We start from the raw sequence: 21,338 nt of genomic DNA, 5'->3' as shown, positions 1-21,338 counted from the left end.
CTTAACGGGGGCCAGCGAGACGGCAGAGGTTCCGCCGGTGCGGGCACGCGGGGTGCCGCACCGGCTTCATGGCCTGCGTTGCCGCAGAGGGGGCTCAGCGCGCCATTCTGCGCGCGTCGCCCTCATCATTCTCCACCGCCACCAGATCCACCGGCGGCAGATTACCGCCGCTGAACTCCACCTGGCGAATCGGGAAGGCGAAGCGAATATCACGTTCTTCCAGGGCCGCCATCAGCTGCAGGTTAATCTCCTGCTGAATATCCATATATTTGTTGTAATCCGCATCCAGCACGTAATAGACCACTTCAAAGGTCAGCTTCGAGTCTTCGAAAGCCAGGAAGTGGGCGCGGTCAAAGCGGGTGGTTTCCACGCCCTGGATAATCGATTTCACCAGCGGGCTGATCTCACGCACCCGCTCTGACGGCGTCGCGTAGCTGATGCCAAACTTAAAGACGATGCGGCGCTGCTGCATACGCTTGTAGTTATGGATCGTCTGCTGCAGCAGGATGGTATTTGAACAGACGATCTGCTCACCACTCAGGCTGCGCAGCCGGGTGGTTTTCAGCCCGATATGCTCAATCGACCCGGCAATATCACCGAATACAATAAAGTCGCCATGCTCAAACGGCTTATCAAAGCCTATCGCCAGTGAGGCAAAGACATCGCTCAGCACGGTCTGAATCGCCAGCGCAATCGCGATACCGCCCACGCCCAGACTGGCGACCAGCGCGGTAATGTCGATACCCATATTCGACAGAATGGCGAGCAGCATCATGACCCAGACCACCACCCGCAGCAGGATCCCCAGGATCACCGTAGTGACCGGGTTACGCACATGCAGCGGATCGCGCAGCAGGCTCTTCAGCCAGAGCCGGATGCCGCCGTCAATCCATAACGCAAGCTGCACGATCAGCGCCAGGAACCAGCCATGCGAGATGGTTACGCTCCAGGAGGCGGGCAGATCGACGAACTTCAGGGCGATGAGCAGTGAAAAAATCAGCAGCAGGGTCTGGCTGGTGCTGCGCAGTATCTCCACCAGAATCGCAGTGGCGCGAACGTGACGATGTTCGCTGTAGAGAGCAATCCGGTTGGAGATAAAGCGAATCAGGGTACGCAGTACCCAGTAGATCACCAGGGTCGACACCACCACAATGGCGCTGTTAATCCAGAGGTCCTGATTGAAAAAGAGGGAGTGAAAACGACGTGATGCGAGCCAGTTTTCCATTGGGGAGAATCTCCTTGCTGGGTTCCGGTTTAAAAGAAACGAGCAAGAAGCATAGCCTGGATGCGCGCCGTTCGCGGGGCGCATCCCTGAAACGGTTACTGAAAACGGGTCGATTTATCGCGAGCCAGTCGCTCAAGCGCAAAGATAATCTGCTGTAGCTGCCGCTCCTGCGCGGGATTCAGCGTGTCAAAGCGGAAGCTCAGCCGGGGCGTGGTGCGGGTTTCATTTTTGCGGGTCACAACGCTGCGTTCGCCAATGTGCAGCAGCCTGACCGGCACCTCAAAATAGCCATACTCGCCCAGTTCAACCCGGAACTGGCTGAAGCTGTCGCCGTTCTGCAACGTTTCCGGCAGCGCCTCATCCACCAGCACGCCGATGCCGCCCAGCGACAGATCCTGCAATCGCAGCCGCGTTTTTGTGCCATCCGGCCAGACGGTATGGCACCAGAACTGCGGTTCAAGCGGGGCGGTCACGCGGAAAAATTCCCGGCGCTGAATCTGCCAGAGCAGCTCAGGCAGCGGCGCGCTGAAAGCGGGCAGGCCCTCGAACTCCACCTTTTGCAGCGCGGCAAGGCTGAACTCCACCTTCGCACCACAGGTTTCGGCGACGATGCTGAGATCTTCGCTGTGAAGAGCGTAATCGTTATCCAGATTGTTACTGCCGAGATCAAATACCAGGCGCGTTTCATCGGCCGCCAGCATCCGGCTGATGAACTGTCCGCGCGGAAAACTGACCAGAAGTGGCGTCTGCGCCCGAAGCAGATCTTTCATCACGCCCAGAACCGCCAGCGTGCCACGTTTGAGATATTGTTCCTGGTCGGTTTCTTTCACATCCTGCTCCACAAGAGGGTCATTATTCTGCGCTGTTTTTCTGCCTCGTCACGGTTATCGGCGCAGGTAAAAAAAGCTTTAGCCAGGCCAGCCCGAAAAAAGGTGTGCAGAGACAGGCATATCCTGAAAAGCTGTCTATACTTATCGCAGTAAACCGCTTGATTAATCAGGCGTTCACGATTTAATCATAAAAAGGAAGGAGCAACAGATGGGTATTATTTCCTGGATCGTCTTTGGCTTAATCGCGGGTATTCTGGCGAAGTGGATTATGCCGGGTAAAGACGGTGGCGGTTTCATTCTGACGGTCGTACTGGGTATCATTGGTGCCGTAGTGGGTGGCTGGATCAGTACACTGTTTGGCTTCGGCCGCGTTGACGGGTTTAACTTCGGCAGCTTTGTCGTGGCTGTAATCGGTGCCATCGTGGTGCTGTTTATCTACCGCAAAGTACGCAGTTAACCGGTACGGTTTCAATAAAAAAGGGGACGAAGCGATTCGTCCCCTTTTTTTATCTGTTACATGCTCATCAGAAGTCGTAACCCACGGTCGCCATCACGCTGCGTTCCGCACCCCGGTAGCAGTAGCCCGTGCCGTAGCAGCCCGCCACGTAGTTGCGGTCGGTCAGGTTATTAGCGTTAACCTGCAGCCAGGCACCTTTCAGGCTGCTGTTCCAGACGCCCAGATCGGCCTTCACGGAGGCATCGAACAGCGTGACAGAAGGAACACGGGTGGTATTTTCGTTGTCCGCCCACTGTTTGCCGATGTAGCGCACGCCCGCGCCCGCACTCAGGCCGTAATCAAACTGATAGTGACCCCAGAGGGCCGCCATGCTGTTGGGTGTTACGTAAGGCGTGTGACCGTCGTTGCCATCCACCGAATCTTTGTAGCGCAGATGATTCAGCGTGTAGCTCGCTACGGTGCTGAGGCGCGGCGTCAGCTGATTGTGCGCTTCCAGTTCAATCCCCTGTGAATGCACTTTGCCCGATGGCGAATAGGTCGCCGTCTGCACATTACGGTTTGCCACATCTTTCTGCGTCAGATCATAAACCGCCACGCTGTAGAGATCGCGGCTGCCCACCGGCTGATATTTCACCCCGGCTTCATACTGCTCAGCGGTGGTCGGCTTCAGCAGGTTATTGTTGGGATCGGTGAGGGCGGTCGGCGTGATCGACTGGCTCCAGCTGACATAAGGCGAAATGCCGTTGTCGAAGGCGTAGAGCAGTGCGGCGCGACCGCTGACGTGATCATCCTGACGACGGGCGCTGCCGCTGTTGTTCGCCACGATACGGTCATAGCGGCCGGAGAGATCCAGATGCCAGCGATCCAGCTTCATCTCATCCTGCAGGTAGAGCCCGGTCTGATAGTAGCGACGGGTTTTACTGGTCCAGAGGTAGTCAGGCATCTCGCCCACCTGCTCGCCGGTCAGGGCATTCAGCTGCGAGGCTGAGCCGCTGGCGGCCATAATATCATTCTTATAACGGTGGTACTCGCCACCGAGGGAGACGCGATGCTCCAGCTCACCGGTGCTGAACTCTGCCGTCAGGCGGTTATCGGTAGACCAGGCAGCCAGCGAGGATCGTTCGCCGGAGTAGTAGCGGTTCAGCAGGTCGGGATTAGTGCGATCCCAGCCAATCTGATAGACCTGATCGAGATCGACATTCGAGTGGCTGTAGCTGCCGGTAGAGGCGAATGACCAGACGTCGTTGAAGCGGTGACCAAAATCGAAGCTGTAAATCTGTTCGCGTCGTTTGAACTGGTCGAGGTCGCTGTTGCCTTCATAGAAGTCGTTGTTCAGCTTGTAGCCGTTGTGTTCGTTGAGGCTGCCGTCGCCGGGAACGGAACCGTGATAGCCACCTGAGGGATCCTTCTGCAGGTAGGCTTTCAGGATCAGATGGGTATCCTCATCCGGCTGCCACATCAGTTGCGGCATCAGCGCATATTTCTCTTCGCGGGTGTGCGCATACTGGGTATCGCCATTGCGCGTGATGCCGGTCAGGCGGAAGGCCCACTGATCGTTAATGGCGTTGGTGTAGTCAAACATCGTGCCGGTGGTGGCATTGCTGCCGGCCTGCAGCTGGATGTGACCTTCTTCGCTGAACTGAGGACGTTTGGTCACCATATTGACCAGCCCGCCCGGCACGGTCTGCCCATAGAGTGCAGAAGAGGGACCTTTGATCACGTCGACACGCTCCAGGAAGGCGTTATCAACCTGCAGAACGTTGAAACTGCCGCCGTCGCTCATCAGCCGCATACCGTCGAGGAAGGTGTTATCGACATCACCGCCGTGGAAACCGCGCAGTGCAATGGTGTCATACCGGGTGGCGGCACCGCCGAAATTGGTAAAGACGCCTGAGCTGTAACCCAGCGCCTGATTCAGGGTCAGCGCCCCCTGATCCTGTATCTGCTGGCGGGTCACTACGGAGATGGACTGCGGCGTAGTGATCAGCGAACGGTCGTTTTTGGTCGCGCCCTCGCTGGTGGTCGCCAGATATCCCTGGGTAGGGGAGGCGGAATCTTCCAGCGGCTGAGCCGTCACTACCATATCGGCAGCGAAACTCAGAGCAGGCGTGGTCAGCGCCAGAGTGCAGAGGGGAACATAACCTTTCAGCGGCAATGACAGTTTCATCGAAATTCCTTTCTTAGCAAAGCGATCAGGCAGGTGGACAATAGTCTTGATAGTTAATCTCATTATCATAATGAGAATTATTACCTTTTAAAATTCGCTGCAATTTTGCCTGCGACTGAAAAAAGTTCAAGTAAAATTCGCTGAAAGGGGGAGAGGATACCTCCGGCAGGGCCAGAGGTATCCGGAGAGCACTAAGGCTGTGAGGCCGACGCCTGAGGAATATCGTGGGCGCTGTTGCAGGTTTTCTCTTTCGGACAGTATTTATCAAGCAGTTTCAGCGTGACGCCGTTGGTCCAGCCAAAACCATCCTGCAGCGGGTATTCGCCGCCACCGCCACCACCAAGGTTTTTGCCTTCGACGACATATTTTTCGACCAGCTTATGCTCCCGGTCATAGGTGTTCTGGACGTTCTGCAGGAAGCGGATGCCCACCTCTTTTGCCAGTTTCGGCTGGTTGTAGTGTTCCAGACCCTCGACGGCGACCCACTGCAGCGGTGCCCAGCCGTTCGGGGCATCCCATTGCTGGCCGTTGTTGACGGTCGTGGTCACCAGACCGCCCGGCTTCAGCAGCTGTTTCTCCACCGCACGGGCGGTGCTTTCAGCCTGCTTATCGCTGGCGACCTGCAGATAGAGCGGAAAGAGCGTCGCGGCGGTCAGCTGCGGATGGACCTGCTTTTTCTGCCAGTCATAATCGGCATACCAGTTCTGTTTGCTGTCCCAGAGATAGCGGTTGATGGCCGCCTGGCGCTTCTCTGCCCGGTCGGCAAACTGCTTCGCGCGATCGGTCTGCTTGTTCATCTGATAGGCTTTCGACAGCGTCTGCTCCAGATGGAACAGCAGGCTGTTGAGATCGACCGGCGCCAGCTGCGTGGTCCGGATGGTCGAGAGATTATGCGCGTCGGTAAACCAGCGCGAACTGAAATCCCAGCCCGAGGCGGCACCGGAACGCAGCTCGCGGTAGAGTTCCGCCTTATTGCGCTGAGGCGCTTTCTGCGCGGTGGCGATGTCATCCATCCAGGACTCGGTGCGCGGCACGTCACGCGCATCCCAGTAGCGGTTGAGCAGCGTGCCGTCTGCCAGCTTAATCACCCGTTTGCTGGCTGCACCCGCCGCGACGTTGTCGCTGTCCGCCATCCAGTAGTCATACTCTTTCTGCAGCTGCGGCAGGTAGCGGGTGTAGGCCTGGCCGTTATCGTGCGTCGCCAGCAGATCGACCATCAGGCTGAAGAACGGCGGCTGTGAGCGGCTCAGGTAATAGCTGCGGTTGCCGTTGGGGATGTGGCCATAGCGGTCGAGCAGGGAGGCGAAGTTATCCGTCATATCCTGCACTTTATCCCAGTGGCCGCTTTCGGCGAGGCCCAGCATGGTGAAGTAGCTGTCCCAGTAATAAATTTCGCGGAAGCGTCCGCCCGGCACCACATAGGGTTTGGGCAGCGGCAGCAGCGAGTCATACTGACCGGCACTGCTGGCCGTGCGCGTCAGCACCGGCCACAGACCATCGATGTGCTCACGCAGATTCTGTCCGGCGGGCGGCACATACTTGTCGCCCGCGGCGGGCAGGGTAAAGTTGGCATCGACGAAGCGTTTGAGGTCGAAATTGCGCTGTTTTTTCTGCATCTGCCAGTCGGCCAGAATCGACGAGGGGTCGAACTTCGGCACCGCATCAGCAAAGGTTTTTTGATCCGGATAGAATTTCGCCTGCTGCACGGCATTGAACAGCGGGCCTAAGCGGACATCCGGCGGCTGCGGCTGATTGTTCAGCATGCGGCTGCTGTCATCGGCCTGAGCCGCGAAGGCGGGTACGCTCAGCAGCAACGTGAGCAGATAAGGTGCATAACGCTGACGCCGTTCGGCGGCGTTTACCTCAATTTTTATCATCGGTTTTTCTCCTTGTCCGAAATGCGGCCGCGCGTAACGCATTGACCACAGGACCAACTTTAGACCTTATCTGACCACTTCACCCTGAAGCGAGCCGGAAATGTGAAGCCACAGGAATTATTGACCGGCAAAAAAGCGCTTTTCCCCACCGGTTTTTTCTTGCTCTCATGCTGCTTTTCCTGGACGCTGAAAGAAAAAAGGAGAGCAGGATGGAGATCATCTGGTATCACCCGTCGCAGTCTGCCGCGGCCTGGATTAACGGTTTACAACAGCGCCTGCCTCAGGCAACGGTTCGTGCCTGGCAGCCCGGCGACAATCGGCCAGCCGATTACGCGCTGGTCCGTTCCCCGCCCGCTGAGATGCTGCAGGGCCGCGCCACGCTGCGCGGGGTCTTTGCGCTGGGCGCGGGCGTGGACGAGATCCTGAAACAGCTGCAGCAGCATCCGGACATGCTGCCCGACAGCGTACCGCTTTACCGGCTGGAGGATACCGGGATGGCGCGACAGATGCAGGAGTACGCGGTTCATAGCGTGCTGAACTGGTTCCGCCGGTTTGATGACTACCGCCTCCAGCAGCAGCAGGCGTGCTGGCAGCCGCTGCCGCCTTACACGCGCGAAACGTTCACCGTCGGCATCCTCGGTGCGGGCGTGCTGGGGCAGAGCGTGGCAGAGAGCCTGAAACCCTGGGGATTCCCGCTGCGCGTCTGGAGTCGATCACCTAAAACGATCGACGGAGTGACCAGCTTTGCCGGCCGCGAGGCGCTGCCCGCGTTCCTGCGCGAGACGCGGGTGCTCATCAACCTGCTGCCGAGCACGCCGGAAACCGTGAACCTGGTCGATCACGCCTTTTTGCAGCAGCTCCCGCATGGCGCCTTCTTCCTCAATATCGCGCGTGGTGCGCAGGTGGTGGAAGCCGACCTGCTGGCCGCGCTCGATAGCGGACAGCTGAAAGCGGCGGCGCTGGATGTCTTTCAGGTTGAACCTCTGCCCGAGGCGCATCCGCTCTGGTCCCATCCGCGCGTCACGATCACGCCCCATAATGCGGCGGTAACCTTGATCGACGAAGCTAACGACTTTATCGCCCGCGCAATTCTGCAGGATCAGGCAGGTGAGCAGCCAAAAGGCAGAGTGGACCGTCAGCGTGGCTATTAATCAATCGGCCCTGTCAGGGGCAATCAGCAGGAGAAGAGGATGTATCCGGTAGATCTGCATATGCACACCATCGCGAGTACGCATGCTTACAGCACGCTGCATGACTATGTGGCTCAGGCGAAGCAAACCGGCCTGAAACTGTTTGCCATTACCGATCACGGTCCGGACATGGCCGACGCACCGCACTACTGGCACTTTATTAATATGCGCATCTGGCCGCGGGTGATTGACGGCGTGGCAATCCTGCGGGGTATTGAGGCCAATATTAAAAATCAGCAGGGCGAGATCGACTGTTCCGGCCCGATGCTCGATGCGCTGGATTTGATCGTCGCCGGTTTTCACGAGCCGGTCTATGCACCGCGCGACAGAAAGCATCACACTGACGCCATGATCGCGGCGATGGCGGGCGGGCTGGTTCATATCATCAGCCATCCGGGCAACCCGAAGTTCCCGGTCGATATTCCGGCCATCGCCGAAGCCGCCGCCTATTACGATGTGGCGCTGGAGCTGAATAACTCCTCCTTTACCCATTCGCGGCCGGGCAGCGAACCCAACTGCCGGGCTATCGCCGCCGCAGTACGCGATGCCGGTGGACGGCTGGCGTTTGGCTCCGATTCTCACACCGCCTTTACGCTCGGCCATTTCGACCACTGCCTGCGTATCGCCCGTGAGGTGGATTTTCCGGAGGATCGGGTGCTGAATGTCACGCCTCGTCGGCTGCTCGATTTTCTGGAAATGCGTAGCGGCAGACGGATTGCTGAACTGGCTGACTTTTAGCGCCAGGTTACGTCATCAATACGCTCGTCATGATGAAAATCCCCGCTTTAATCTGCGGGGAGAAAAGGGTTAGGGCTACTGTTTTAAGCTAACCTATTTTCTTAGGATACTGAAAAGAGGCTATGGCATAAGTTTAGGATTAAAGCTGCAGGATACTCGACAACCGAAAAATGGTCTTTTTCTGTCAGATTATTAATATCGACGAGGCGGTTCGTTTGGGCTGCTAATAGCAGAAAATTTAAGTCCTACCTTGCTCTTTATTGAATGCGATGGATTAATGCGTAGCATTACCGCGTTTAGTTACGCGCTTTATCAATTTAAAGGTCAACCATGCTAATAGCAAAGAAGAAACTACTATCGCTATGAATAACGCATTCACCGTTGAAGGGAAAATCTGGAATGGATTAACGATTTCACCGAGCTTCATGTAGGCATACTCCGAGAGGGTCCGGAAGATGATTTCCGGAATCACTACAAGATAAAACAGGGTGAACATGGCGTATAAAAACAGCCACTTGATCCTTTCCATAAACCACTTTCCTTGCATACCTTTCTCATCAGTATACAATCGTTGTATAAGGAATTCTACACAAAGGGATGATGATGAGTATGTCTTATCTGAAGCTGAAACTTCAGGCTGAACGAACCATCGCGATTAAATTTGAGAAGACGCTTGCTGAGTTACATCAAACAATGCTTGATACATCCAGGAGTGTTGTGTCTGGCGCTCAGCGTGCAAGTGGCTATGGCTCATGCTTTTTTGATGACTACAAGGATGTCTGTAATCAACTTAAACAGGAAGATTTGCGGTACCTGAAGCAACTCAGAATACTATTTACCCGGCAGGATGTAATTTTAGAGATGATAGAAATATACTTCAGAAAAAAACTGAGCCGGATTAGTAATACAGGCCTTCAAAACATACAGAGGCTGTTAACTGAAAAAAGCGTCTGACTATGCTTCTGGTAAATTCTCTAAACTTGCAATAGCACAATTAATTGCTCTCGTTATTACTCAATCCCGGGATTTTAAAGCGTCAGGCATTAATATAATTAATGCTGCAAGTTCGTATGCCGTAACCGCTTTCAAATTTTATGGTAAGTTTGACATTGCTACAAAAGCAGCAAGAAAACTACGGTTCGATGATGCCGAGTATTATTTTGACCTCTACAATGCTAATTTAGAAATGTTCTATTATCTGATTGAGCCGGAAATGTCTGAAATAATCTATTTAAAAAATTCCGGCTCCACCAATGACGAGCCGATCCTGAATCTGCTGAATAAGCTATTAGTTAAATGAAGACGATCTTTCGCTGGCTCTATGCCTGGCTGAGCCAATCCTTTTTTGGACTTATACCACCCGCTGTCGGCCTGGTCGGGGCCATCATCTTTATAAATTTCTTTCCTGCTTATGGTCTGCTGTTCGCTTTTATATGGATCATTTTCATCATTTATTTGTCTGCAAAGTATTTTCGGTTTTACTAGTTCAGGTAAGCGACAGTATAAAAAGTGGTGTCTGCTTTTCTGTTTGATGGTGCCGATAAATCTACGGGGCTGACGGGTCGGTGGTTCCATACCTCCACTCTGGCCAGTCACTCCTCAGAATCAGTCGCTGCTGAAGTCTCTGTTCTGAATTTTCTCATGCAAAACTGTCGGCTTGCGTTGAGGCCTTTTCAGACGCTCAGCTCATTTTCTGACAGAGATAGCCCGAAACAGGAACGCGTGCTCTGACTCCCGGCCTTCGCCGTTGTTAAGGGCGCCGATGCAGGCAGAGGGCGGTTTTTGGCTCTGATTCTCACACTGCCTTTACGCCCGGCCATTTCGACCACTGCCTGCGTATCGCCCGCGAGGTGGATTTTCCGGAGGATCGGGTGTTAAATGTCACGCCTCGTCGCCTGCTCGATTTTCTGGAAATGCGTAGCGGCAGACGTATTGCTGAACTGGCTGACTTTTCATTTACTTTGCCTCAAGGAAATCTGACTCATGAATGAGTTTTCCGTTCTCTGCCGCGTGATCGGCTCACTGTTTAATCGTCAGCCGCAGGATCCGCTGCTGGTGCCGCTGTTCACACTGCTGCGTGAAGGCAAACTGCAGTCGCAGTGGCCGCTGGAGCAGGATGAGCTGCTGACGCGTCTGCAGCAGAACAGCGATCCTCAGGCCCTCGCCGCCGATTACAATGCACTGTTTATTGGCAGCGACTGCAACGTGCCGCCTTACGCCTCACAGTGGCCGGAAGGGAAAACCGAGCCGGAAGTGCGTGCCTTCTTAACCTCCCGCGGTATGCCACTGAGCGATGCGCCTGCAGACCATTTTGGTGTGCTGATGCTGGCGGCTTCCTGGCTGGAAGACCAGTCCGCAGATGATGAAAGTGCCGCGCAACTGGCGCTGTTCGAAGAGTATCTGCTGCCGTGGTGCGGCGCGTTCCTGGGCAAAGTCGAGGCCCACGCCAGTACCGCCTTTTACCGCACGCTGGCGATGCTGAGCCGCGAAGCAATTCAGGTGATGTACAATGAACTGCTGGAAAGCCGCGAATCGGGTGACGACGCCTGATTCACCATTCTGCCGGGTGCGTGCCCGGCGGCGATCCGGCGGTAGCGCAGAGCTGTGGGGTACCGGGTAGTCGGGCGGCGGCTTTAAGCCTCACCCCGAATCCCCACGGTGTTAATTCATAACAGGGCAGGTTATCTTCTACCTGCGGCGCAATGCCGGTGCCCGTGAGATGATCCGTGGGATACTGCTGTAACAGCCAGGCGGTGCGCGCCAGCGACAGCCGCACCTGGCTGCCGTGTCCGCCTGTCAGACGTCGCCGTAATCCCTCCAGCACCGCCGCCGCCAGCAGATAGCCGGTGGCATGATCCAGTGCCTGAACCGGCAGCGGGACCGGCTTATCGCTCTGCTGCCACTGCATTCCCCGTTCGGCAATCCCGCAGCCCATCTGGACCAGACTGTCAAAGCCGCGACGATTGCGCCACGGCCCCTGCCAGCCCCAGGCATTGAGACCCGCATCGACCAGACCCGGTGAGAGGGAGTGCAGCGTTTCTGCATCAAACCCGAGCCGCTCCAGTGCATCGGCCCGATAGCCATGAACCAGCACGTCGGCTTCGCGCAGCAGGCGAACAAACTGCGCACGATCGGCAGGCTGGGTCAGGTCGAGCACCGCGCGGCGTTTGCCACCGCTCATCTCCTCATCCAGCGTCGGCTCCTGCCAGCCCGGCGGATCGATGCGCAGCACGCGGGCGCCCAGACTGGCAAGAAAGCGGGTCGCAACCGGCCCGGCTATTATCCGCGTCAGATCCAGAACTCTGATGCCCAGCAGTGGTCGGGCGCGGGGCAGCAGCCACGCAGGTGCCGGAGCCGGAAGCGTGCTCTGCCAGCTGAACAGCGGTTCACGCTGCACCGCCAGGCCCTGCGGATGTTGCTGCCAGGCGGCGGCGCTGCGCATCTCTGCGGCGCAGCCGCCTGCGTCGATAATCGCCTGCTCCAGTTCGCTGGCCTGCCACTGCCGGACCTGACGCGCCAGTGCCGGGCGATCGGCATGACGGCCCAGCACCCGCTCCATCGCCTGGCGATGATGCGCCGCGTTCGTGTGCAGACGGATCCAGCCATCCCGGCTCTGATAGTCGCCCGCCAGGGCATCCCACAGGGCGGGGGCTGCACGGTTCAGGGGACAGAAGCTCTGCTGAAACCAGCGTGACGCGAGCCGGACGTTAACGCTAACGGGCGGTGAGAACACCTCAGGGCCGGAGGCAGCCAGCAGGTCGGCGACAGCCTGCGTCGCGAGTCCGGTGCTGGTGGCCGCCAGCTCACTGACGGCAAAGGCTGATGAGAAGGTGGCGCGATCGGTAAAGGCGGGAAGCGGCCCGGGGGTGCTGTGGCCCCGCAATCCCTGCTGCATCTGCTGCCACAGCGCACCAGCGAGCGATAAGTCCATGCTGATTTCCTTACAGGCGATTTGTTTTAAGCATAGCAGCAGGTATCAGCGCCGCCGCAGGCGCGGGAAGCGGGCGTGCATTCGCAGATTACGCAGGTTCAGAACCGCGATAGCGGTGCCCAGCACCACCAGGGAAGCACCGATAATTTTGAAACTGTTGAGGCTGTCGCCCAGCACCACAATCCCCATCAGCACGGACAGAACCGGCGTCAGCAGCGAGTAGGGCATGATCAGATTGACGTTGTACTTCTTCAGCAGCATATACCACAGCGTGTAGGCCACAATCGACGAGGCGATGGCGCTGTAGAGAATGGCGAACCAGCCGCGCCAGCCCGCATGTTGCAGGGCATAGAGCTGATGGGACTCCATCACCAGACTGGATCCGCCGACGATCGGTATCGCCAGAAACGCAATCCATCCGGTCATGGTCAGCGGTTTAATCGGCGGCGACTTCTTGACGATCAGATTACTCACCGCCCAGCCGGTGGCGCTGCACAGCAGCAGGCAGAGTACCCACCATGAGGGAATTGTCGGGCTGCCGGATAGCACCACCACGCCGCTCAGCGAAATCATGATGCCCATCAGCTGCACCAGTTTCAGATTCTCTTTGAGCACCGCCATCGCCAGCAGCATCGCAATCGGCGTGCCCAGTTGCACGACAATCGCGCCGGTGCCGGCATCGGTGTAGCGCAGGCCAACGAACAGCAGCGAGAAGTGCATAAAGCCGAACGTGAAGGCCAGCAGCAGCAGCCAGGGTAATTGCTGGCGGGTAATGCGGCAGAAGGGCACCAGAACGATCGCCACCACGACAAAACGCATAAACGTCAGAAACAGCGGCGGCAACTCCAGCAGGCCCCATTTCACCGCGACGTTATTGAAGGCCCAGATTGAGACCACCATCAGAATCAGAAAAAAATGCCGCACAGCCACGATAATATCCTTTCAATGTTTTTTGCATAGCCTGCTAATGATGGCACGAACTCCGGTCATCCAGCCAATCGACGGCAGAAATTTTCTGCAGCTGCGCCGCCAGCCGGTGAGACTTTTCATGGCATTGATGGCAGACTGATTTGAAACGACTTCTGAGAGGATCTGATTCGGTATGACCCCTACGTCCGCCTTACCCCTTGCGTTAATTCAGCTTGAAGTCCCGCCCGCAAACGTCGTCGCGCAGATTGGAGAACAGCCGCGCTGGTTCATCGATGCACTGGATCTGCAGCCTGATGATTACCTGATTGTCCGGCCGCATCTGGGCGAGGCGTTGCCCGATTTTGACCAGATCTCCGGCGCGATCCTCAGCGGCTCCTGGGCAATGGTGACCGACCACGCCGACTGGAGTGAACGCAGCGCCGCCTGGGTGCGGGCAGCGATTGACCATCGTCTGCCGCTGCTGGGCGTCTGTTACGGCCATCAGCTGATGGCCTATGCGCTGGGCGGTGTGGTGGCGGACAATCCTCAGGGCTGGGAGCGCGGCCTGTTACCGATTCGCTGCACGGAACAGGCGCAGCGCGATCCTCTCCTGCAGAGGCTGCCCGCCGGATTCAGCGTCTGGCTGTCGCATCGTCAGTCGGTGATCGCCGCGCCGCCTCACGCACAGGTGCTGGCGTCGTCTGCGCGTGATGGCTGTCAGATTGTGCGCTATTCGCCGCAGGCGTTATCGGTGCAGTTTCATCCCGAATTTTCCCGGCCGATTATGAACGCCTGTCTGCCGCCGGAGGCGACGGAAGAGAGTGCCGGGCTGGACGTTGAGGGCAAAGACTGGGCGCGGGAGCTGCTGGTCTCCTTCTGGCAACAGACGCGCCCGGCCGTCAGGCAGGCTCAGGGCGCATAATGACGGGTACAGCGGTAAACCCAGGCGGGTGGCACATTCTTCAGCACCCGCTGGCGCTCCCAGGTGAAGTAGCGTGAGAGATCCGGCTGGGTCAGCGAGGTGTACTGGAACTGCACGAAGACGCCGTCCGGGCCCAGCGCGTTGAATACTGCCCGCAGAATGGCTTCGCGCAGGTCGGGCGGTAAGGATAACAGCGGCAGGCCGGAGAAGATCGCATCATATTCGCCGTTCAGATACTCAGCCGAACAGGTGCGGACGGTCATGCGGGGGTCGTTGAGGGCGATCAGCTTATCCGCCAGAGCGGTGCTGATCTCAAAGGCATCCAGCGTGGCGTCGGGAGTCATCTGCGCCAGTATCTGCCGCGTCAGTACCCCATCGCCCGCGCCGAGTTCGGCGATGCGGACTGTTTCAGGCCACTGCACCGACGCGGTCATCGTCCGGCACAGCGTTTCTGATGATGGGGTAATGCTGCCCATCTTGCGCGGGTTACGAATAAACTGATGCACGAAACTGGCCTTGGTGCGCATCAGGGTCATAGCTGAAGCCAGCATACTCATCTCCGTAATCTGTTCATCCTCATGTTGACCCCGCCGCGCCGCACAAGTTTCTTGCGAGGCCGCCCCACAGGGAAAAGTCAGAATATTCCTGAGGCACCACGGAAACGCCTAATCCTTCGGGGCGGTCACAGTTTCGGCCTGAAAGACCTGACACTCTCTTGATGTTGCATCATGTTAATAACAAGTTTCACTATTGTTGCATCAGTCACCTTTCAGGAGAATGACCATGCGTTACGCCGCTCCCGGAGAACAGGGTTCTCTGATTACCCTACAAAAGAATTATGGCAACTTCATTAATGGTGAATTCGTCGCGCCGGTGAAGGGAAACTACTTCACCAATACCTCGCCGGTAAATGGATCGGTGGCCGGTGAGTTCCCGCGTTCGGATGCGGCCGATGTGGATAACGCGGTGGCCGCCGCCGCGGCCGCCGCCGACGCCTGGGGTAAAACCTCACCGCAGCAGCGCTCGCTGCTGCTGCTGAAAATCGCCGATCGGCTGGAACAGCATCTGGAAACGATGGCGGTGTATGAAACCTGGGACAACGGTAAACCAGTGCGCGAAACGCTGGCCGCCGATATGCCGCTGGCGGTGGACCATTTCCGCTACTTTGCGGGCTGTCTGCGGGCACAGGAGGGCAGTGCGGCCGAGATCGATGAGTTCACGGCAGCCTACCATTTTCATGAACCGCTGGGCGTGGTGGCGCAGATTATCCCGTGGAACTTCCCGCTATTAATGGCCGCCTGGAAGCTGGCACCGGCGCTGGGCGCGGGTAACTGCGTGGTGCTGAAACCGGCAGAACAGACGCCGCTGTCCATTACCGTCTTTGTGGATTTGATTAAAGATCTGCTGCCGCCGGGTGTGCTGAACGTGGTGCACGGGTTTGGTAAAGAGGCCGGAGAAGCGCTGGCTTCACATCCCGGCATCGCCAAGGTTGCCTTCACCGGCTCTACCGCTACCGGCGGCCATATTCTGGAGCTGGCGGCCAAAAGCCTGATCCCGTCAACCGTCGAGCTGGGCGGTAAATCCCCTAACATCTTCTTTGAAGATATTATGCAGGCGGAAGAGAGCTTTATCGAGAAAGCCGCAGAGGGCGTGGTGCTGGGCTTTTTGAATCAGGGCGAAGTCTGTACCTGTCCGTCACGCGCGCTGGTGCAGGAGTCGATCTACGAACCCTTTATGGCGGCCGTGATGAAACGGGTAAAAACCATCAAACGGGGCGATCCGCTGGATACCGACACCATGGTCGGCGCGCAGGCGTCGCAGCAGCAGTTTGACAAAATCCTCTCCTATCTGGAGGTGGCGCGTCAGGAGGGAGCGGAAGTGCTGGCTGGCGGCGGCATCGAGAAGCTGGATGACTCGCTCAACAGCGGCTATTACATTCAGCCGACGCTGCTGAAAGGCAACAACAGTATGCGGGTGTTCCAGGAAGAGATCTTCGGACCGGTCATCGGCATCACCACCTTTAAAGATGAAGCGGAAGCGATCGCGATTGCCAACGACTCCATTTATGGTCTGGGTGCCGGCGTCTGGACCCGCGATATTAACCGCGCCTACCGGGTGGGCAGGGCGATCAAAGCGGGGCGCGTCTGGACCAACTGCTATCACCTCTATCCGGCCCATGCCGCCTTTGGTGGCTATAAGAAATCGGGCATCGGGCGTGAAACCCACAAAATGATGCTGGATCACTATCAGCAGACCAAGAATCTGCTGATCAGCTACAGCATCGAACCGCTGGGCTTCTTCTGACCGGCGTGCTTACCGTGGCGACATCGCGCCGCCTCCCTGACAGAACCACGCTCCGGCGTGGTTTTTTTACGTTAAGGGCCTCTGAAGAGTCAGCCAATTTCTGACGGGGACGCATTAAAAACGAGCCGGTAAAGAACAATTAATCAGTTAGTTGAGAAATTAAACCGATGGATTTACCGTTTCGCTTATCCCGAAAGCCCGCATTTTTCCTGAACCTCTCTTTGATTGACCTCGGCACTCACGTAACCCTCTGATCTGTCTGGCCCTGTCTGAAAACCGGGCGTGACGTTGATTATCTCTGCCCCTTCTCGCCTTTCTCCCCGCTATGCCGTAGCTGTGTCAAAAAGGACCATATTTTACATGAGTGTTCTTAATGGCCTTTTCGGCTTCTTCCCATTTTTGTGTGCAAATACTTCATAATTTCGGAAGTTTTTAGGAATCGTCTTAGTCGGCAGTTCAAAATCTGATAATATTTGGATTAACGGTTTATATTAAATTTTTCTTATGTAAATCCCGGGAAAAGCGCGCCGTTGAAATTCTGTCAATCTTCTGTAAACTTATCGCTTATATTTACAATATGATTGCGATTGCAGACTCACGGGCAGGATCTCTCTGGCTCGTGCGGTAGCTATGGATCTGCGGTGCTATTTTAAATATATGAATTTAAAAGGATTTTATAAATTATTCGAGATTTCCCGTGCAGGTTTTTGCAGATTGATAACACGCTTGCGATTAACATTTTAATTAAAAGTGATCGTTAAATAACCAGGGATGGTATTAGGAAAACTTGGGTTTACCCCGCCTTCCGAAATTCGACCCGAAAAATTTGATCATGTTTTTGATCGTTTTGCCGCGAGCCTGATTTCGTCCTCCTGCCGTTTCCGTCCTCTGTGTTGCTTTTTTATACTTAATTTTTGTTGATCGGTTGGCGTTTTTGCTGACCGCAGCCTCCAGGCAAATTGATTCAGGGCTGGCTTTTAGTCTGGTACTAAGGGCTTTTGTTACCCGTGATATTCCCGATTTTCATCACTGACACCCGGCCTCTGGCCACTCTTCAAGGTATGAATGGAACACAACATGAAAAATATGGTGAAGCTTCGTATTGCGTTAGGCCTGATGTTTGTTTTCTCTGTCGCTGGCTGTAAAGCGCCGCCACAAATGACGGATGACACGCTCGTCACCAGCACGGTGGATGGCGTGGTACTCAGCCACCGCTATGCGGTTAAACCGCCCGCGCAGTTCAGTCCGGTCAATGAAACCTATCGCGCGCTCTATCCCGCCTCGGTCATGAATCATCCTGGTTATGGCGGCAAAGTCGTGGAGACGCTGAAAACCGGCGAAAGCTATACGGTGATTGGTCAGGTGGAGAACAACTGGCTGGCGCTGGGTGAAGCGGCCGACACCGCAGCCGATGCGCAACCCGAAACCGCCACGCCGCCAGCGAAAGAGGCCGATAAACCTGCGGCACCGCAGGCGACCGTCAGGCTGACCGGCTATGTGCCGTTCCGCGCCGTAGTGAAAAGCGAACTTTACGATCAGACGGTCAAAGCGGATCAGCCTAAACGCCGCGTTCGCACCAGCAAGAAGAAAACCTGTGTAGCGGTTAACGGAGACAGCACTGCCTGTCAGAACAGCACCAACGGAACCTGGATCATTAACTAATTGCATCGGGCAGGGAGGGCGTCATGACGAGAAAAATGTCACTACGGAGTGGGCTGGTCGTGCTGCTGGTGTGGCTGCTGTCAGCCTGCAGCAGTAGCAGCAGTCAGCCACCGGCGAGCTACTACAACCTCACGGTACGGGCAGAGAATCAGCTAAACGGCGGTGCGCCACTGAAAGTCCGGGTCATGCTGCTGAGTTCGGATGCCGAGTTTATGTCAGCCGATTTCTACTCCCTGCAGAATCCGTCTGCCGCCGCACAGGGCGGCGCGCAGCTCAATACCCAACAGTTCTTCCTGACCTCAGACCAGCGCAGCAAAACCCTGCGCATCAGGAGCCTGCCCGAGGCGCGCTTTATCGGCATCATGGCGGAGTATCAGATGCTGGATGGCAAGATCTGGCGACTTTCGCTGCCGGTTCCCGAAGGCGAATCCCCCTCATTCTGGGCGTTCTGGAAACGTAACGATGGCGAGCTGAATGCGCACATTGTGGCGGGAACGAATGGCCTTCGCGTGGAAAAACAGTGATGCCGATGAACAGAGCCGAAAAAGTCGTCTGGACGGAGGGGATGTTTCTGCGTCCTCACCATTTCCAGCAATCAGAAAATTACCTTCTCAGCACCCTGCGCGAGTGGGGGCAGTCACAGCGCGCCTACACCTGGGGTTTTTACGATCTTGAGTTTGATGAGGCGCTGCTGCGTCAGGGCAAACTGGCACTGAGTGCCGCCAGCGGCTGTCTGCCGGACGGCACCTTCTTTGCCTTCAGCCAGCCACAGCATGGCCCGGCGCCACTCGATCTGCCCGCTTCGGTTGATCGCAGCAAAGTGGTGCTGGCGATTCCGACCCGTCGCAATGGCCGCGAGGCCGTGGCGTTTCAGGAGTCGCACGACTCGCTGGCGCGCTACCTGGCCTGGGAAGCGGAAGTGGAGGATGACAACGTGCAGGCGGTGGGCAGTGCCACGGTGCAGTTTGGCAAGCTTCGCCTGCGCCTGATGCTGGAGCAGGATCTGACCGCCGAATGGACCGCAATGGGCGTAGCGCAGGTGATTGAAAAACGCAGCGACAACCATATCCGGCTCGACAGCGACTACATCCCCCCGATGCTGACCCTGAACAGCAGCCGTCCGCTGCAGAACATGTTCAACGATCTCCACGGGCTGATCCAGCAGCGCAGCCAGCAACTGAGCCAGCGCGCGCCGGGCACCGGCCGTTTCAACAGCGCCGACATGGTCGATTTTATGCTGCTGGCGCTGCTCAACCGTCAGCTGGGCCTGCACAGCCATCTTCAGCATTTGCCACTGCTGCATCCTGAAACCCTGTTCAGCCACTGGCTGCAGCTGGCCGCAGAACTGAGCACCTGGACGCCAGCCCGCGCGCCTGAAGGGCTGCCGCTTTACGATCATGACGATCTGAACAGCTGTTTCAGCCGTCTGTCACTGCTGCTGCGTCAGGGACTCTCACAGGTGATGGAAGAGAGTGCTATCCAGCTGCCGCTGACCCAGCGTTCACATGGGCTCAACGTGGCGACCGTGCCGGAAAGCAGCATGGTGCATGAGTTTGGCTTCGTGCTGGCGGTGAAAGCCAGCGTGCCGGCCGATACCCTCATCACCCATTTCCCGGCGCAGATGAAGGTCGCACCGGTCAGCAAAATCCGCGATCTGGTTCAGCTTCAGCTGCCGGGTCTGGCGCTGCGGGCGATGCCGGGCGCACCGCCGCAGATCCCCTGGCATTCAGGGTACAGCTATTTCGAACTGGATAAGAACAGCGAACTCTGGAAAGAGATGGAGCGCTCGGGCGCTTTCGCGCTGCACCTTGCCGGTGAGTTTCCGGGCCTGAACATGGAGTTCTGGGCCATCCGTAGTCAGTCAGAATAATAAACCGAGCACGCAGCATGATGCAGGAACAACCTCAGTCACACAGCGATCTTGCGCCGGATACCCGCCACCAGAATGGGCTTGTTGCGGCGGCCAACCCTCTGATTAATGCCATTCCCCAGATCCGTCACTCGCTCTCTCATGACGATCCGGCGGCGCTGCGTCAGCAACTGATCGATCAGATCCGTCGCTTCGAGCTGAGCTGCCAGCAGTCCGGCGTGGGCTATGAAGTGATCATCGGCGCGCGTTACTGTCTCTGTACCGCACTCGATGAGGCAGCGGCGCTGACCCCGTGGGGCAGCCGTGGTGTCTGGACCAGCAACGGTCTGCTGGTGACGTTTCACAACGAAACCTGGGGCGGCGAGAAGTTTTTCCAGCTGCTGGCCAAGCTGTCGCAGAACCCCAGACGCCACATCCTGATGCTGGAGCTGATCTACTTCTGCCTGTTGCTGGGGTTCGAAGGACGCTACCGCGTACTGGATAACGGCCGTTCGCAGCTGGAGACCATCAAACAGCGTCTGTTGCAGATGATCAAAGGCGTGCGCGGCAATTATGCGGCGGCGCTGTCACCGCATCCCACCGATCAGCCCGTGCTGCGCAAACTCTGGCGGCCGATGATCCCGCTCTGGGCCTGTGCGGCCGTGGCGGGTCTGGCAGCCTGTCTCTTCTACATCGTTCTGAACTGGCGTCTGGGCGATTACACCTCGCCGGTGCTCGCCCGCATCTATCAGACGGCGCTGCCGGAGGTGAAGATTGGTAATCCTGCGCCGCCACCGCCAGCCACGCTGAACCTGCGGGCCTTCCTGAAACCGGAAATTGATGCCGGGCTGGTGGCCGTACGCGATGAGGCGGACCGCAGTGTGGTGACGCTGAAAGGGGATGGGCTGTTTGCCTCCGCCGCCACCGAGGTTCGCGGTCGCTATACCGAGGTGATCCAGCGTATTGCGGCGGCGATGAACAACGTCAGCGGCCAGATTCAGGTGATTGGCTACAGCGACAACGTGCCGATCCGCAGCGCCCGCTTTGCCTCTAACTTTGAGCTTTCGCTGGCACGCGCCCGGTCGGTGCAGAGCCTGCTGCAGCAGCAGCTGGCGCAGCCGTCGCGGGTCAGGGCGGAAGGGCGCGGCGAAAGCAATCCGCTGGTACCGAACACCAGCGCAGAAAATCGCGCGCGCAACCGTCGTGTGGAAATCACGCTGCTGGTGGCACCGGATGCAACGCAGGCTGAACTCAACAGCCCGGCGAGAGGGAACTGA

The 21,338-nt window shown here is 57.2% G+C and carries 20 protein-coding genes and 1 pseudogene; 12 read left to right on the top strand and 9 right to left on the bottom strand.

Annotation, left to right across the window (positions count from 1 at the left end):
• Nucleotides 1–94: 94 nt before the first annotated feature.
• Nucleotides 95–1,225 (bottom strand): mechanosensitive ion channel family protein, encoded by a 1,131-nt coding sequence (locus J1C59_RS11335; RefSeq protein ID WP_128085541.1) that lies wholly within the window; start codon nt 1,223–1,225, stop codon nt 95–97.
• A gap of 95 nt (nt 1,226–1,320) precedes the next feature.
• Complete coding sequence (locus tag J1C59_RS11330) at nt 1,321–2,055, bottom strand: flagellar brake protein (RefSeq protein WP_128085542.1); 735 nt, start codon at nt 2,053–2,055, stop codon at nt 1,321–1,323.
• 208 nt (nt 2,056–2,263) lie between these two features.
• On the opposite strand from J1C59_RS11330, the gene J1C59_RS11325 reads away from it, so the two are divergent.
• Complete coding sequence (locus J1C59_RS11325; RefSeq protein ID WP_009090782.1) at nt 2,264–2,512, top strand: GlsB/YeaQ/YmgE family stress response membrane protein; 249 nt, start codon at nt 2,264–2,266, stop codon at nt 2,510–2,512.
• Nucleotides 2,513–2,579: 67 nt separating this feature from the next.
• Here J1C59_RS11325 and J1C59_RS11320 read toward each other — a convergent pair whose 3' ends face one another.
• Nucleotides 2,580–4,679 carry a TonB-dependent siderophore receptor gene (locus J1C59_RS11320; RefSeq protein ID WP_128085543.1) on the bottom strand — a complete coding sequence of 700 codons (2,100 nt, stop codon included), beginning with the start codon at nt 4,677–4,679 and terminating at the stop codon, nt 2,580–2,582.
• 191 nt (nt 4,680–4,870) lie between these two features.
• Entirely contained in the window at nt 4,871–6,556 is a 1,686-nt protein-coding gene (gene treA / locus J1C59_RS11315; protein ID WP_128085544.1) for an alpha,alpha-trehalase TreA, read from the bottom strand.
• Between the two features lie 209 nt (nt 6,557–6,765).
• On the opposite strand from treA, the gene ghrA reads away from it, so the two are divergent.
• Together ghrA and J1C59_RS11305 are read left to right on the top strand one after the other, a co-directional pair.
• Complete coding sequence (gene ghrA, locus J1C59_RS11310; protein WP_140916876.1) at nt 6,766–7,707, top strand: glyoxylate/hydroxypyruvate reductase GhrA; 942 nt, start codon at nt 6,766–6,768, stop codon at nt 7,705–7,707.
• Between the two features lie 39 nt (nt 7,708–7,746).
• Nucleotides 7,747–8,484, top strand: coding sequence for a phosphatase (locus J1C59_RS11305; protein ID WP_128085545.1), 738 nt, complete (start codon nt 7,747–7,749; stop codon nt 8,482–8,484).
• A gap of 274 nt (nt 8,485–8,758) precedes the next feature.
• On the opposite strand, the gene J1C59_RS11300 is transcribed toward J1C59_RS11305, so the two are convergent.
• The gene (locus J1C59_RS11300) at nt 8,759–9,031 is read right to left on the bottom strand and encodes a hypothetical protein (protein WP_128085546.1); all 273 of its coding nucleotides are present in this window, start codon (nt 9,029–9,031) and stop codon (nt 8,759–8,761) included.
• Between the two features lie 62 nt (nt 9,032–9,093).
• Between J1C59_RS11300 and J1C59_RS11295 the strand changes: the two genes are divergently transcribed.
• Complete coding sequence (locus J1C59_RS11295) at nt 9,094–9,438, top strand: hypothetical protein (RefSeq protein WP_242281326.1); 345 nt, start codon at nt 9,094–9,096, stop codon at nt 9,436–9,438.
• 273 nt (nt 9,439–9,711) lie between these two features.
• On the opposite strand, the gene J1C59_RS11290 is transcribed toward J1C59_RS11295, so the two are convergent.
• Nucleotides 9,712–10,059 carry a hypothetical protein gene (locus tag J1C59_RS11290; RefSeq protein WP_162287376.1) on the bottom strand — a complete coding sequence of 116 codons (348 nt, stop codon included), beginning with the start codon at nt 10,057–10,059 and terminating at the stop codon, nt 9,712–9,714.
• A gap of 209 nt (nt 10,060–10,268) precedes the next feature.
• On the opposite strand from J1C59_RS11290, the pseudogene J1C59_RS11285 reads away from it, so the two are divergent.
• Together J1C59_RS11285 and J1C59_RS11280 are read left to right on the top strand one after the other, a co-directional pair.
• Nucleotides 10,269–10,475 (top strand): annotated as a pseudogene (locus J1C59_RS11285) (hypothetical protein); the annotation flags it as partial.
• Nucleotides 10,468–11,034, top strand: coding sequence for a TorD/DmsD family molecular chaperone (locus J1C59_RS11280; protein WP_128085548.1), 567 nt, complete (start codon nt 10,468–10,470; stop codon nt 11,032–11,034). The pseudogene J1C59_RS11285 and the gene J1C59_RS11280, both read left to right, overlap by 8 nt.
• Nucleotide 11,035: 1 nt before the next feature.
• On the opposite strand, the gene J1C59_RS11275 is transcribed toward J1C59_RS11280, so the two are convergent.
• Both J1C59_RS11275 and J1C59_RS11270 read right to left on the bottom strand, forming a co-directional pair.
• Nucleotides 11,036–12,415: a CoA transferase gene (locus J1C59_RS11275; protein WP_140917279.1), complete on the bottom strand. Its 1,380-nt coding sequence runs from the start codon at nt 12,413–12,415 to the stop codon at nt 11,036–11,038.
• 45 nt (nt 12,416–12,460) lie between these two features.
• A complete protein-coding gene (locus J1C59_RS11270; RefSeq protein ID WP_111141716.1) occupies nt 12,461–13,345 on the bottom strand; it encodes a DMT family transporter in 885 nt (294 codons plus the stop codon).
• Between the two features lie 172 nt (nt 13,346–13,517).
• Between J1C59_RS11270 and J1C59_RS11265 the strand changes: the two genes are divergently transcribed.
• On the top strand, nt 13,518–14,246 hold the full coding sequence (locus tag J1C59_RS11265; protein WP_128085549.1) for a glutamine amidotransferase: 729 nt from the start codon (nt 13,518–13,520) through the stop codon (nt 14,244–14,246).
• On the opposite strand, the gene J1C59_RS11260 is transcribed toward J1C59_RS11265, so the two are convergent.
• A complete protein-coding gene (locus J1C59_RS11260) occupies nt 14,234–14,797 on the bottom strand; it encodes a class I SAM-dependent methyltransferase (RefSeq protein WP_128085550.1) in 564 nt (187 codons plus the stop codon). The two genes, J1C59_RS11265 and J1C59_RS11260, sit on opposite strands and share 13 nt — an antisense overlap.
• 232 nt (nt 14,798–15,029) lie before the next feature.
• On the opposite strand from J1C59_RS11260, the gene exaC reads away from it, so the two are divergent.
• The 5 genes from exaC to J1C59_RS11235 all read left to right on the top strand — a co-directional run bounded on the left by exaC (nt 15,030) and on the right by J1C59_RS11235 (nt 21,338).
• Entirely contained in the window at nt 15,030–16,550 is a 1,521-nt protein-coding gene (exaC, locus tag J1C59_RS11255; protein ID WP_128085551.1) for an acetaldehyde dehydrogenase ExaC, read from the top strand.
• Between the two features lie 1,065 nt (nt 16,551–17,615).
• Nucleotides 17,616–18,212, top strand: coding sequence for an SH3 domain-containing protein (locus J1C59_RS11250; RefSeq protein WP_128085552.1), 597 nt, complete (start codon nt 17,616–17,618; stop codon nt 18,210–18,212).
• A 23-nt stretch (nt 18,213–18,235) separates the two neighbouring features.
• The gene (tssJ, locus tag J1C59_RS11245; protein WP_128085553.1) at nt 18,236–18,736 is read left to right on the top strand and encodes a type VI secretion system lipoprotein TssJ; all 501 of its coding nucleotides are present in this window, start codon (nt 18,236–18,238) and stop codon (nt 18,734–18,736) included.
• 5 nt (nt 18,737–18,741) lie between these two features.
• Entirely contained in the window at nt 18,742–20,082 is a 1,341-nt protein-coding gene (gene tssK, locus J1C59_RS11240; RefSeq protein WP_128085558.1) for a type VI secretion system baseplate subunit TssK, read from the top strand.
• Between the two features lie 17 nt (nt 20,083–20,099).
• The gene (locus J1C59_RS11235) at nt 20,100–21,338 is read left to right on the top strand and encodes a DotU family type VI secretion system protein (protein WP_128085554.1); all 1,239 of its coding nucleotides are present in this window, start codon (nt 20,100–20,102) and stop codon (nt 21,336–21,338) included.

It is taken from the genome of Pantoea deleyi (assembly GCF_022647325.1).
Taxonomy (GTDB): domain Bacteria; phylum Pseudomonadota; class Gammaproteobacteria; order Enterobacterales; family Enterobacteriaceae; genus Pantoea; species Pantoea deleyi.
Note: the sequence above shows the minus strand (reverse complement) of the source record. Positions and strands in the feature narration are given on the sequence as shown.

Excerpts from the sequence above, each read along its gene's own strand:
- tssJ (WP_128085553.1), top strand. The coding sequence starts at position 18,236 with ATGACGAGAAAAATGTCACTACGGAGTGGGCTGGTCGTGCTGCTGGTG.
- J1C59_RS11295 (WP_242281326.1), top strand. The coding sequence starts at position 9,094 with ATGTCTTATCTGAAGCTGAAACTTCAGGCTGAACGAACCATCGCGATT.
- ghrA (WP_140916876.1), top strand. The coding sequence starts at position 6,766 with ATGGAGATCATCTGGTATCACCCGTCGCAGTCTGCCGCGGCCTGGATT.
- J1C59_RS11305 (WP_128085545.1), top strand. The coding sequence starts at position 7,747 with ATGTATCCGGTAGATCTGCATATGCACACCATCGCGAGTACGCATGCT.
- J1C59_RS11275 (WP_140917279.1), bottom strand. The coding sequence starts at position 12,415 with ATGGACTTATCGCTCGCTGGTGCGCTGTGGCAGCAGATGCAGCAGGGA.
- exaC (WP_128085551.1), top strand. The coding sequence starts at position 15,030 with ATGCGTTACGCCGCTCCCGGAGAACAGGGTTCTCTGATTACCCTACAA.
- treA (WP_128085544.1), bottom strand. The coding sequence starts at position 6,556 with ATGATAAAAATTGAGGTAAACGCCGCCGAACGGCGTCAGCGTTATGCA.
- J1C59_RS11335 (WP_128085541.1), bottom strand. The coding sequence starts at position 1,225 with ATGGAAAACTGGCTCGCATCACGTCGTTTTCACTCCCTCTTTTTCAAT.
- J1C59_RS11325 (WP_009090782.1), top strand. The coding sequence starts at position 2,264 with ATGGGTATTATTTCCTGGATCGTCTTTGGCTTAATCGCGGGTATTCTG.
- J1C59_RS11300 (WP_128085546.1), bottom strand. The coding sequence starts at position 9,031 with ATGCAAGGAAAGTGGTTTATGGAAAGGATCAAGTGGCTGTTTTTATAC.
- J1C59_RS11235 (WP_128085554.1), top strand. The coding sequence starts at position 20,100 with ATGATGCAGGAACAACCTCAGTCACACAGCGATCTTGCGCCGGATACC.
- J1C59_RS11280 (WP_128085548.1), top strand. The coding sequence starts at position 10,468 with ATGAATGAGTTTTCCGTTCTCTGCCGCGTGATCGGCTCACTGTTTAAT.
- J1C59_RS11320 (WP_128085543.1), bottom strand. The coding sequence starts at position 4,679 with ATGAAACTGTCATTGCCGCTGAAAGGTTATGTTCCCCTCTGCACTCTG.
- J1C59_RS11265 (WP_128085549.1), top strand. The coding sequence starts at position 13,518 with ATGACCCCTACGTCCGCCTTACCCCTTGCGTTAATTCAGCTTGAAGTC.
- J1C59_RS11290 (WP_162287376.1), bottom strand. The coding sequence starts at position 10,059 with ATGGAACCACCGACCCGTCAGCCCCGTAGATTTATCGGCACCATCAAA.
- J1C59_RS11260 (WP_128085550.1), bottom strand. The coding sequence starts at position 14,797 with ATGCTGGCTTCAGCTATGACCCTGATGCGCACCAAGGCCAGTTTCGTG.
- J1C59_RS11250 (WP_128085552.1), top strand. The coding sequence starts at position 17,616 with ATGGAACACAACATGAAAAATATGGTGAAGCTTCGTATTGCGTTAGGC.
- tssK (WP_128085558.1), top strand. The coding sequence starts at position 18,742 with ATGAACAGAGCCGAAAAAGTCGTCTGGACGGAGGGGATGTTTCTGCGT.